This is a genomic window from Rufibacter psychrotolerans, assembly GCF_016924645.1.
In the GTDB taxonomy this organism is placed as follows: Bacteria; Bacteroidota; Bacteroidia; order Cytophagales; family Hymenobacteraceae; genus Nibribacter; species Nibribacter psychrotolerans.
In genome coordinates this window covers 362,432-374,973 of sequence record NZ_JAFFJV010000009.1, presented here as the reverse complement: position 1 = coordinate 374,973, position 12,542 = coordinate 362,432, and the positions used below count along the sequence as shown (strand labels likewise).

At 56.3% G+C, this 12,542-nt stretch carries 8 protein-coding genes; 4 read left to right on the top strand and 4 right to left on the bottom strand.

Annotated features, from left to right (window positions below; translation table 11 throughout):
- The first annotated feature begins 245 nt into the window (after positions 1-245).
- Positions 246-2,384 carry a S9 family peptidase gene (locus JT718_RS10490; protein WP_205502429.1) on the top strand — a complete coding sequence of 713 codons (2,139 nt, stop codon included), beginning with the start codon at positions 246-248 and terminating at the stop codon, positions 2,382-2,384.
- A 365-nt stretch (positions 2,385-2,749) separates the two neighbouring features.
- Here JT718_RS10490 and JT718_RS10485 read toward each other — a convergent pair whose 3' ends face one another.
- On the bottom strand, positions 2,750-3,673 hold the full coding sequence (locus tag JT718_RS10485; RefSeq protein ID WP_205502428.1) for a lytic transglycosylase domain-containing protein: 924 nt from the start codon (positions 3,671-3,673) through the stop codon (positions 2,750-2,752).
- A gap of 352 nt (positions 3,674-4,025) precedes the next feature.
- Here JT718_RS10485 and JT718_RS10480 point away from each other — a divergent pair, with 352 nt between their 5' ends.
- Both JT718_RS10480 and hrpB read left to right on the top strand, forming a co-directional pair.
- The gene (locus JT718_RS10480; RefSeq protein ID WP_205502426.1) at positions 4,026-4,517 is read left to right on the top strand and encodes a YciE/YciF ferroxidase family protein; all 492 of its coding nucleotides are present in this window, start codon (positions 4,026-4,028) and stop codon (positions 4,515-4,517) included.
- 580 nt (positions 4,518-5,097) lie between these two features.
- On the top strand, positions 5,098-7,647 hold the full coding sequence (gene hrpB / locus JT718_RS10475) for an ATP-dependent helicase HrpB (protein WP_205502425.1): 2,550 nt from the start codon (positions 5,098-5,100) through the stop codon (positions 7,645-7,647).
- 115 nt (positions 7,648-7,762) lie between these two features.
- Here the strand turns inward: hrpB and JT718_RS10470 are convergent, their stop codons facing one another.
- From JT718_RS10470 to JT718_RS10460, 3 genes are all read right to left on the bottom strand, one after another.
- Positions 7,763-8,089, bottom strand: coding sequence for a hypothetical protein (locus JT718_RS10470; protein WP_205502423.1), 327 nt, complete (start codon positions 8,087-8,089; stop codon positions 7,763-7,765).
- Between the two features lie 229 nt (positions 8,090-8,318).
- Positions 8,319-9,188 carry an MBL fold metallo-hydrolase gene (locus JT718_RS10465; protein WP_205502422.1) on the bottom strand — a complete coding sequence of 290 codons (870 nt, stop codon included), beginning with the start codon at positions 9,186-9,188 and terminating at the stop codon, positions 8,319-8,321.
- Between the two features lie 451 nt (positions 9,189-9,639).
- Positions 9,640-10,659, bottom strand: coding sequence for a LacI family DNA-binding transcriptional regulator (locus JT718_RS10460; RefSeq protein ID WP_205502420.1), 1,020 nt, complete (start codon positions 10,657-10,659; stop codon positions 9,640-9,642).
- Between the two features lie 383 nt (positions 10,660-11,042).
- Here JT718_RS10460 and JT718_RS10455 point away from each other — a divergent pair, with 383 nt between their 5' ends.
- On the top strand, positions 11,043-12,524 hold the full coding sequence (locus tag JT718_RS10455) for a xylulokinase (protein ID WP_205502419.1): 1,482 nt from the start codon (positions 11,043-11,045) through the stop codon (positions 12,522-12,524).
- Positions 12,525-12,542 lie beyond the last annotated feature (18 nt).

Sequence of the window (12,542 nt, the reverse complement as noted above, 5' to 3'; positions counted from 1 at the left end):
AACGTTTTCCTCTTGCCAACCTTCCTAATTATTGCCTAAGTTAACTAACCCCGCCTTTAATACCTAACTGGCTTTGTGCCCTTCCTAATTCAAATAGTTTATACCGAACAAAACCAGTTTTACAGGTAGCAGCCTGTTACCGGCATTAGATAATTTTCCGCTAACCTTCTAAGAATAAGCCGGAAAATAAAAATCTATTTTAGATTTAGGACTGATAATCTATAACCCCCGTTCCGTTTCATCCTATGAGAAAACACATTTCCCCTTTGCTCGTCTGCTGTCTTCTGTTTTTAACAGTCTTTTCTTCGTTTGCTCAGAAGTTCTCTTTTGAGGCAGTTAAGGCCTATCCTTTCCCTACCGCACTCACCGCCTCAGCACAGGGTTCCCGAATTGCCTGGGCAGTTGATGAACAGGGTAAACGGAACATCTACGTGGCCGAGGGGCCAGATTTCGCTCCCCGTAGGCTCACCAACTATCTGCAGGACGATGGACAGGAACTCACCAGTGTTTCGGTTTCGCCAGACGGGAAATGGGTGGTGTATGTACGGGGTGGGGACCACGGATCAAGTTGGAACGAGGAGGCGCCTGTGAACACTTCCTTCAGTCCAGTCACTCCTAAAGTGCAGATCTGGAATGTGCCTTTTACCGGAGGCGAACCGAAAGCTTTGGGAGAAGGCGAAAACCCAGCCATCTCACCTAAGGGAGAATCCCTTGCTTTCACCAAAAACGGACAGGTGTGGGGAGTGCCCCTGGACGGCTCTGCACCGGCCAAGCAGTTGTTTTCGGCTAGAGGCACTAACGGTTCCTTGGAATGGTCGCCCAATGGAGATCAGTTGGTGTTTGTTTCTAACCGCGGAGACCATGCGTTCATTGGAGTCTTCACCAATGCAGAAACACCTATTACCTGGCTGGCCCCGTCCTTCACCCGCGACCGGAATCCACGCTGGTCACCAGACGGAAAGCAGATAGTGTTTGTGCGCACTCCGGGCATGGGCGGAGCCCCAGACTCGGTATTGGCCCCCAGACACCAGCCCTGGTCTATCTGGACGGCCGAAGTCTCTACCGGCAAAGCCTCCAAACTGTGGGAAGCTCCCAAAACCCTGGCTGGTTCGTTTCCCGGCACCCACGGTGGTGCAAACCTGCACTGGGCCGCGTATGACCGCATTGTGTTCCTCTCTTACCAGGACAACTGGCCCCACCTCTACTCTATTCCGGCAACCGGCGGAAAGGCGCTGCTGCTCACGCCCGGCAATTTCATGGCCGAGCACATCCGCCTGAGCCCCGATAAAAAATGGCTGGTATTCAGTGCCAATTCCGGCCCAGACAAGCAAGACATAGACCGGAGGCACGTGGCGCGAGTACCCGTAGACAAAGCAGCCATGGAAGTGCTTACGCCAGGAACTGACCTGGAATGGACTCCGGTGGTTACGGGTGACGGAAATTCAATTGTATACTTCAGTGCCACATCCCAGCGCCATCCCCTGCCTGCTATGATGCCTTTCAAAAAAGGAAAACCCACGTTGCTGGGAGAAAGCCTGCTTCCTGCTCAACTGCCCTTCAAACAACTGGTCACCCCCAAACAGGTCACTTTTAAAGCCCCAGATGGCACAACTATCCACGGGCAGCTTTTTGAACCCAAAGGTGGCGGCAAGAAACCGGCCATTGTGTATGTGCACGGCGGACCCTCCCGGCAGATGTTACTGGGTTGGAACTACTCAGAGTACTATTCCAATGTGTACGCCTTGAACCAATATTTGACCAACCTGGGGTTTGTGGTGCTTTCGGTGAACTACCGTCTGGGCATCGGGTACGGCTACGACTTCCAGAATCCCGAGAACGCCAACACCAAAGGCAATTCTGAGTATCAGGACATTAAAGCCGCCGGTGAATGGCTGGCTCAGCAGCCGCAGGTAGACGCTTCCCGCATCGGGATTTACGGCGGCTCCTACGGCGGGTACCTGGCCGCCATGGCTCTGGCGAAAGACTCTAAACTTTTCGCGGCCGGCGTTGACATTCACGGCGTACATGACCGCACCATTACCAGAACCTTGGGGATCACTGCTCCAGACCGCTACGAGCGTGCCCCAGATGCGGACCTGGCCTCCAAAGTAGCCTGGCAGTCATCGGTAACCGCCCACGTGGACGGCTGGACCTCGCCCGTTCTGATCATTCACGGCGACGATGACCGTAACGTACAATTCAGCCAAAGCACCGATCTGGTGCAGCGCCTGGAGGCCAAAGGAGTGCCCTACGAGACCATGGTGATTGTAGATGACACCCACCATTGGATGAGCCACGCCAATGCCCTTAAAGTAGGATTGGCTACCGCCGATTTCTTCCAGCGGAAGCTCATGAAGCCTAACAATGCGGTGGGAAAGAAGTAGACGTGCGCTGAAAGTAGAAACGTTTCGGGGCTGTTTTCGTCAAATCAGCCCCGAATTGTTTTTATTTAGATCCCTGATGAGAGATACCGCCCTTAAAGACTTATGCCCTTTCAGTATGAAAGGGCATAAACTACTCTCCTATTTTAACTCGTTGTTCTATGTATCCTTATTGCAGAAGCGCCTTTGGCAAAGTTTGCAAATACTCTAGTTTCTGACCTGTTTTCCAGAAAACTGCTCAGAAACGAATCCAATTACTAACCAACGCAGCCCCTATCAACAAAGAAGAAAATCCGGTTCAGCCTGTTTCCCGGCTTCTGAAATGAACGGTAAGTTCTTGTCAAGCGCAGTTTGAGAAGGATAAAAATCTATGATTTCTCAGGCAGAAGCAACTCAAACTCTTTACCGGGGGCCACGGTGAGCTTATAGGCTTTGATCCAGGGATTGTACAGCCGGAGGGTCTTGTAATTGGTGCCCTGCTCCACGGCAAATTGGGCCAGGTCAGGAATAGTAGAGGTCACCTTGAAGGTACGGGAGGGCAGGACCTCATAGCCCTGTTCCTTGGGCAACTCAAAGCCGTACTTCTGCGGATTGCCCAGAATTTCTTTCAGCGCCAGGATGCGGAACATGTACCGGGAAGTCTCGTCGTTCAGGTACAGGTCATAGTAAGAGCTTACTTTCTGCCGCTCTAGCGCCCGGTCAATGCCTCCCACGCCCCGGTTATAGGCGGCGGCAGCGTTGGTCCAGGTACCAAACTTTTTCTTCGCCGATTTCAGGTACCGGCAGGCAGCCAGGGTGGCTTTCTCTACGTGGAAGCGCTCGTCTACCTCGCCGTTCACCAGGAGGCCATAGCCCCGGGCGGTGTCGGGCATGAGCTGCCAGAATCCCGAGGCTCCGGCCGGTGAGGTGACCTGACTGAACAGGCTTTCAGCCAGGGAGAGGTACACAAAATCCTGCGGAATGTCATTCTCGCGGAGCAGGCGCTCTATCTCGGGCTGGTAGCGCTGCATGCGCTTCAGGCCCAGCAGGGTGGTGGCCTGCAAATAGGAGTTCACCAGCAACTCACGGTCCAGACGCTCGGCCACATCGGGCACGTCCAGCGGAACCGGCTCCCCGGCAAACGTCAGGGAAGTAGGCAGCGTAGGCGCCTTGATTACGCCTTCCCGCACCAACGCGGGACCAGATTCGTTGGCACCGGCACCCACCACTTGCAGAGGCTGTTGGCTGCAGAGTTGCAGGGTCACGGCAATCAAACCTAATCCGCCAAAGTATTTCCAGATGTTGTGTGTCATGTTCTCCTCCTTTCTGGCTATCCCATTACAAGATAGCCTTTCTGAACCAATTTTCTGCCAGTCCCTCGTCCTTTCGCCCTCTTCTCTTACGAGCGTTTGGGGCAGTATAGTACAAGTTGCGTTCCAAAAATTACGGGAACCCGAAAAAGCAGGCCGCTCCTGGCAGACCAGTTTGACTCACTCCGGCTGCCTGCGCTAGAAGCAGTTACGGCATAGGGAATGGCGCTTTTTCCAGACTATCAAGCGTCAGAATACAAGGAGAATCATCCCGCTGTCCAGCCGGGTGGCTTAACCCTTTAAATACCGCCCCGTATAGCAAGTACAAATACTAACCAAAAGAACCTATACCGTTATGGCTAAGTTAAAGACATTAGAAGACCTGTTTGAGCACCAACTGAAAGACCTTTACAGCGCCGAGAAACAAGGCATCGCGGCGATGACCAAGATGATCAAAGCCACCGAGGACGAGAAGCTGAAGCAGGCCATTGAAACGCACCTGGAAGAAACCAGGGCCCAGAAGGAGCGTCTGGAGAAAGTATGCGAGCTGGTGGGTACCAGCCCGGGCCGCATGAAGTGCAAAGCCATGGAAGGCCTGGTGGAAGAAGGCGAAGAAACCATTGAAGAAGATGCGACCCCTGAAGTAAAAGACGCGGGCCTCATTGCCTCCATCCAGCGCATGGAGCACTACGAGATTGCCGGTTACGGTACCGCCGCGCACTTCGCCGAGCGCCTGGGCCACGCAGAGGCCGCCAAGTTGCTCAGACAAACCCTGGAAGAAGAGCAAAAAACCGACACGCTCCTGAACGATCTGGCCAAGAGCTACATCAACGAAAAAGCTGAATAGCGGTATTTTTTTGCTTTCAGCAAAGCCTGCTCCCCGGAGCAGGCTTTTTTGTTTTATAGCAGCGCTGGCCGCACACCGGTTTTAGCTTCGTTTTCTGTAAAACAGGCTTAAAACGCCCTTTTATCGCCTGATTTGGTACCCTAAACCATATCGCGTGTATCAACCACCGGGACTGAATCAAAAGCGACTAACCCACCCCCGCCCCTCCCAGGAGGGGAGTTTCCCACTTAGGCGGTTGGTTAGTTTCAGAAGATAGAAGTTGCCCACCAATAGATTAGTTTTCTTCCTAAAAGAAAGAATTACAAGTGCAGAAACTCCCCTCCTGGGAGGGGCGGGGGTGGGTTTAAGCACACCGCAGTTTGCATTATCGCATCCAGCTTCCGTCCCTTTAAATTCCCACTCAACCGCCAAGCCCTCCACCGGCAGTGGCTCCCAGTGGCAACCGCTACTCCGTAAAAACAGCCTCTTTTCCTGAAAAGCCCCCTGAAACAGAATGCTCTGCCTAGATCATGATCACCTGCGGAAGAAAATACTGGGGAGGTAAGGACTTTAGCGGGAGAATCCGGAAATTTGCGGGTACATGTCACGTAGCTCCCTCCTATCCAGTTTACCCGAATTGCCCGTCAAGGAAGCGCTTCCCAGACTGGTTTCGGCGTTAGAAACAAACACCCGCGCCGTGTTGGAGGCGCCTCCCGGAGCCGGGAAAACCACGTTGGTGCCCCTGGCCTTGCTGGAGGCAGAATGGCGCGCCGGCGGCAAGGTCCTCATGCTGGAACCCCGCCGGTTGGCCGCCCGGGCCGCCGCCCAGCGCATGTCTGATCTGTTGGGCGAGGAAGTAGGCCAGACCGTGGGCTATTGGGTGCGCATGGAGCACATCGTTTCGGACAAAACCCAGATTGAGGTAGTCACCGAGGGAATCCTCACGCGCCTGCTGCAGAGCGATCCGGCCCTGGAAGGCATTGCCGCCATTATCTTCGATGAGTTCCATGAACGCAGCCTTCAAGCTGATGTAGGCTTGGCTTTGGCTCTGGATGCCCAAGCTGTGTTGCGCCCCGACCTGCGCCTGTTGGTGATGAGTGCCACCCTGGATGCCGAGTCGGTGGCTACCTGGCTGGAAGCGCCCGTGGTGAAAAGCGAGGGCCGCCAATTCCCCGTAGAAACAAAGTACCTTTCCCCCGCCGAAGTCGCCTCGGCCGGCCACCGTCCGGCAGAACGCCTGAACAACCTGGTACCCAAAGCCATCCGTCAAGCACTGGCGCAGGAACCCGGGGGCGATGTACTGGTCTTTTTGCCCGGCATGGGCGAGATGCGCCGCGTAGCCCAAGCGCTGGAAGAAAAACTGCCGTCTACGATTGACCTGCACCTGTTGCACGGCGACTTGAATCTGTCGCAGCAACTAGCCGCCATTCGGCCTGCTCCGGCCGGAAGGCGCAAAGTAGTGCTGGCCACCAGCATCGCCGAAACCAGTTTGACCATTGAGGGCGTGAAAGTGGTAATTGACGGCGGGTACGCCCGCGTGCCCAAATTCGTGCCGCGCATTGGGCTCACTACGTTGGCCACCATTCCGGTCTCCCTGGCCGCAGCCGACCAGCGCCGGGGCCGGGCGGGCCGTTTAGGGCCGGGCGTGTGCTACCGCATGTGGTCCTCGGCCGACCAACTACAGCTCGCCGACCGCCAGACGCCCGAGATCTGCGAGGCCGACTTAACCGGTCTGGCCCTGGAACTTGCCATTTGGGGCGCAAAGGAGGCCACCGATCTGAAATGGCTGGACACTCCGCCCGCGGCTGCGCTGGCTCTGGCCCGCGACCTGTTGGTTCGGTTAGAAGCCCTTGATCAGAACGGGAAAGCCACCGCCCACGGGAAAGCCCTGGCCGCTCTGGGGTTATCGCCCCGCTTAGGGCATCTGGTCATGCGCGGACATGCCTTGGGGCTGGGCACCACCGCCTGCGACTTGGCTGCCCTCCTCTCGGACCGTGACATTCTCAAGCCCCTGCAGATTTCCTGGGCAGACCCGCTCCCAGATTTGCCCCTACGCCTGGAGATCTTAGACGGCCAGTCCCCGCTTACGCCGGGGTACACCGTAGACGCCAATACCGTCCGGAAAATACGGGAACAGGCCCAGAACCTTCGGCAGCGGATCAAAGAGAAACGGGCGCCCCTCAACCTGGATGCCACCGGACTGCTGACCGCCCTGGCCTACCCCGACCGGCTGGCCCAGCGCGAGGCTTCCGGCCGGGTGCGACTGGTCTCAGGGCAGCGGGCCTCCCTGCAAACCGAGTTGTTCGGCGAAGCCGAGTTCTACGCCGTGGCGCACCTGGAGCTGGGCAACAAACCCCGGGTGCTCACCGCCGCCCCTGTTTCCAGGGAAGAGTTGCTCCAACACTTTGCCGGCCAGCTGGAGAAAGTACAGGAGGTACGCTGGGATGCCGCTACTGAAAAAGTGGTCGCCCGGCAGATTACCCGTTTGGGAGCCTTGATTCTAGAGGAAACCACCCTTCAGAACCCAGACCAGGAGACCGTAGCCCAAGCGCTCTTGCAAGGTCTGCAGGAAAAAGGGATTCAGCGTTTGCCGTGGTCGGAGGATGCCCAAAAAACGCTTAGGCGATTGGCGTTTCTGCACCACTTGTGGCCCGACCAATGGCCCGATGTCTCTGAACCGCACCTGGAGGCGACCCTGGAAGAATGGCTGCTGCCGCACCTGGTAGGCTTGAGAACCCTGGACCAGGTGGCTAGATTAGATTTTAAGGAGATTCTGCTGGCCGATCTGACCTGGGAACAGCGGCAGGAAATGGACCGGTTGGCTCCTTCCCACCTGGAAGTGCCTAGCGGCTCACGCATCGCCCTGGATTATGCAGACGTGAACGCCCCCGTGCTGGCCGTGCGTTTGCAGGAAGTCTTCGGGCTGCTGGATACGCCGCGTATTGGCGGCGGCAAGGTGCCGGTGCTCATGCACCTGCTCTCCCCGGCTTCCCGCCCCGTACAGGTCACCCGCGACCTGCGCAGCTTCTGGAGCACCGGCTACTTTGACGTTAGAAAAGACCTGCGCGGCCGCTACCCCAAACACCACTGGCCCGATGACCCGCTCTCGGCACCTCCCACTAGGGGCACCAAGAAAAGGCCCCAGCCCTAGCGTTTCCAGGGCCAACGCAACCTTTCTGTTTTGGGCCGATTTCTGGCAAAACAGGCCCAAAACCACAAAGGGGAAGCAAATGCTTCCCCTTTGTGGTTTTGGGCGATGGGTCGAATTAACGTCCGGCGCCTCTTACCTCGGCGTTAGCGCCGGCCGGACGGTTTGGACCGTCTTTCTCGCCGTCTGAGCCTTTCACTTTTACAAGCTTATTGTATAGCCCCAGCAGCAGGAAAGGCGCGGGCCATTGTCCTACAAACAGCGCTTCGTCATCTTTTTTCATGATTTTCAGGGTAGCCGAAACAGCCATTGATCCAAGGGCAGCCCACAGGAACAAATCAGAAGGCAACTTGGCAGTATACTCCTCAATGTGGCGAGCTACTGGTCCTTCTTTATGGTCTGGGTTAAAGTTGTCAGCTTTTTCTTTCAAGTTTGATACGTCCATAGCTTTATTTGGGTTAATAAGTTGGTATATGGGTATCAAAACGTAGGAAGCATTTCTAAGGTTGGCCTAAAAACACAACTTGTGCAGAAGAAGTAGGCTGAATGGAGGATTCTACAGGCTTCTACTTAGATCGTTACCTGCTATGGGCTTCAACCATCTCCCGCTCCAGTCCAACTTTCTAAGCTGAGCGCCCGCGAAGTCCCCCTTTCTCCTTAAAGACTAAGTGGGGTTAGAACAGCTCAAGCGATAGCTGCTGCACTACAGGTGGGCTGGGCGCAGGCACTGCCTCTGGCACAGGGGCTACCACGGGGCGCTCGGCAAGAGGGATAGGGTCTCCTTCAATATGATACACGCTGGTTTCCTCATACCTGGAGGCCACCACCACCAGCGTGTCCTGAGCGTGCGCAGTGAACAATTCCTGCACCAGCCCCGGGTGGTTGTTGTCCCTGGACAAATGGCCCAGCAACACATGGCTCATGAATTCGGGTTTGTAGCCGGTGAAAAGATTGAGCGCCTGCCGGTTAGAGAGGTGCCCGTGGTTTCCCCTGATTCGGGCTTTCAGGTGGTACGGGTAATGCCCCCGGTCCAGCAGGTCATCGTCGTAATTGGTTTCCAGAAAGGCGGCGTGGCACTGTTGGAAGTTGCGGATAACGTGGTCACAGGGCGTTCCGATATCGGTAAACACGCCCACGTTGATCCCTCCGCCCGAAACAATGAAGCTGTGTGGGTCGGCGGCATCGTGGTACTTGGGGAAAGCGGTAACGGACAGGCCGCCCACCTCCACGGGCTCGTACCCCCGGAAAGCCCGCACCAGCTGTGGCTCCACCCCACCGCGCAGCCCCTGCAAGGTGGCCGGCGTGATGTACACCGGTATCTTGTACTTCTTGGCTATGACTGGTAAGCCCTTGATGTGGTCTGTGTGCTCATGGGAAATGAAGATGGCTTTTACCTTCTCCATGGAGAGCCCCAGCCGCTGCATGCGCCTCTCGGTCTCGCGGCACGAAATGCCCACATCCACCAAGACCGCCTCCTTTTCATTCCCCACGTAATAGCAATTGCCGTTACTCCCCGATGCCAGTGATGCCATGTTCAAACCCATGCTGCAAAATTAACGGTTCATTGGGAATATCCTCCTGCGGCCTGGTCCAGTATACTGAGAAAAGATGGAAAGCCTAGCTAGATACTTTACATAATAAATAAGATAAAGACACACCACCTCCCGTTCTTCTCTTTCTTGTGCTCCCTTGTGCAGTGTCCTGTAGCCCAGCCACCCATACAATTTTATCCCTCGCTCGCCTCTGGCGAGTGTGCGCTATCAGGTGGCCTCTGGCCACTAGGCAAAGTTTGGGGATGATGGGGATGATGAAGGAGTTTATACAACCCAAGCGGCGGGACGCCGCCCAATGACTCACACTCGCCAGAGGCGAGCGAGGGCGATTTTGGGGCTAAATAACCGACATAGCTTCAACGGCATTGGGTACTTGGCCTTTTGCCTGTTTATGGCCTAGTTCTTTAAAAAGAGCCTCAAAACAGCGGCAAAAACAGAACCGCTACTGGGGCTGGGACGATTTACGGGGAACCAGGATGGGGTCCAGGACAATGCGCTCGGGGGCTGAGCCATAGAAGTCTTTGCTGCCGCAGAGTTTCAGGAACAAGCGGGCGGTCTCCTCGCCCATGCGCACGGTTTGCTGGTCTATGGTAGAAAGGGAAGGCGTCACGAACGCCCCGAACGCCTCGTTGGCGAAACCCACCACGCCCACCTGCTCGGGTACCCGGATGCCGGCTTCCAGCAGCTGTTGCAGGGCCCCCATGGCGGTGTAGTCCTCCGCCGAGAAAACCGCATCAAACGCCACTTTGTCCTTTAACAACTGCTGCACCGAGGCCTTGCCCAGTTCCAGGGCTATCTTTCCCTTGAAGATCAACTTTTTGGAAACGGAAAGCCCGTGGTCGTGCAGGGCGTCGCGGTAGCCCCGGTACCGTTCATTGAAGATGGTCAGGTTCTGGTCTGAGGTGATGTGCGCAATGCGCTGGTAGCCCTGCTTGATCAGGTGTTCGGTGGCGGCATAGCCTCCCTGGTAGTCGTTGATGGTGACCGAGGGGACCGCCAATTCCTTGATGGCCCGGTCAAAGAACAGGAGCGGCACCTGGCGTTTCCGCAGTTCTGAGTAGAGCTCTGAGCCCTCGGCCTCAGCCGAAACCGACGACAGGATGCCGTCTACCCTGGACTGCAGGAAGGTCTCCAGGCCTTTCTGCTCCTGAGAGAGCGACTCGCCGGTTTGGTACAGCAGGATGTTGTAGCCGTTCTCGTTCATCACCTTCTCAATGCCGTGCACCACCGAGCTGAAGAAGCTGGTATCCAGGCTGGGCACAATGATGCCGATGACGTTGGTACGGCCCGACCGGAGCGAGGAGGCCAGTTTGTTCTGCTGGTAATTGAGGCGCTTGGCGGTTTCCAGCACGGCCGCCTTGGTGGCCGCGCTGATGGCCGGGTGGTCGTTGAGGGCCCGGGCCACGGTGGAGAACGTTACATCTAACTCGCGGGCAATGTCGTGGATGGTGGTCTTTTTCAACTTAACAGAGATGTACGCATGGGGCAGCCCACGCCGTTCAGAAAATGCTAACCAACTGCGCTATTCCTTATGGTTTTAGGAAAAACCCTGAAAAACGGCTACTAAACAGGTGACCAATATAGCTGTTTTCTTGCATTCTCATGTTTTCTAGCCCCGTAAAAAGCTCGGCGAAGACAGGACTAAAATAGAAAGTTGGCGGCAAACCCCGGCAAACCGGCCTTTTTTTGTAAGAAAAAGCAGGAAATTGGAACATAAATTTTCTATTCTCAAAATTTACGCGTAAACTTATGCCAACGTTGGCATAAATCTGAATCCAGAGGAATCCGTACCTCTTACGCAAGCACTTGCCCGCGTAAACCGCTCACTAAGAACCAAAGTCCTGTATGCTCTTATTAGGAATAGACGTAGGTACCTCCTCCATCAAAGTCTCTGTGGTAGACGCTAATACCCAGAAAAGCCTGGCCTCGGCCCAGTACCCCGACACGGAATCCAAAATCACCTCCCTGCAACCCGGCTGGGCAGAACAGTCGCCCGAGATGTGGTGGGAGCATACCCAACAGGCCATCCGGAAAGTGAACGCCACCGGGGCGTACAACCCCCAGGACATTGGCGCCATCGGCATTGCCTACCAGATGCACGGCCTGGTGGTGGTGGACCAAAACCAGAACGTGCTGCGCGACTCCATCATCTGGTGCGATAGCCGCGCGGTGCCCTACGGCAACCAGGCGTTTGAGCACATCGGCCAGGAGCAGAGCCTATCGCGGTTGCTGAACTCGCCGGGTAACTTCACCGCCGCCAAATTGGCCTGGGTGAAGGAAAACGAGCCCGAAACGTTCAGCAAGATCTACAAAATCATGCTACCCGGCGACTACATTGCCATGAAGCTGACGGGCGACATCACCACCAGCGCCTCGGCCCTCTCGGAAGGGATTTTCTGGGATTTCCAGAAAGACGAGGTGTCGGCCGATGTCATGAACTTCTTCGGGTTTGGGGCAGACATTATCCCCGAGGTACGGCCGCTCTTCTCCTCGCACGGCCAGGTGAAGCCGGAGGTAGCTTCTACCCTCTCCCTGAAAGCGGGCATTCCGGTGGCCTACAAATCGGGCGACCAGCCCAACAACGCCCTTTCCCTGAACGTGCTCAACCCCGGCGAGGTGGCCGCCACCGCCGGTACTTCGGGCGTGATCTACGGCGTGAGCGACCAGCTGGTGTATGACCCCCAGTCACGCGTGAACACCTTCGCGCACGTGAACTACACCCCAGCCTCTAAGCGCGTAGGCGTGCTCATGAACATCAACGGCACGGGCATCATGAACAGTTGGGTGAAGGAAAACATGGGCCAGGGCCTTAGCTACCCGCAGATGAACCAGGAAGCCTTGAAAACGCCGGTAGGCAGCCAGGGGCTGCGCATCTTCCCGTTCGGGAACGGGGCCGAGCGCGTGTTCAACAACCGCATCATTGGCGCGCAGTTCCACCACCTGGACTTTAACCTGCATTCCCGGGCCCACGTGTTCCGGGCGGTGCAAGAGGGCATCGCCTTCACGTTCCGCTACGGGCTGGACATCATGCGCGAGAACGGCATGAACCCGCAGGTGATCCGGGCGGGCAACGCCAACATGTTCCTGAGCGAACTGTTCGCCGAGGCCTTCGTGAACGCCACCCACGTACCGGTGGAATTATACCAGAACGACGGCAGCGTGGGCGCGGCCCTGGGAGCCGGCATTGGGGCCCAGGTATTCGCCTCGGCGCAGGAAGCCTTCAGCCGCTTTGAGCGCCTGAAAGTGATAGAACCCACCCAGACCCAGGCCTACGAAGCCGCCTACCAGGACTGGAAAACCTTATTACAAAAACAACTAAGCAACTAATTTTCAACACCATACTTC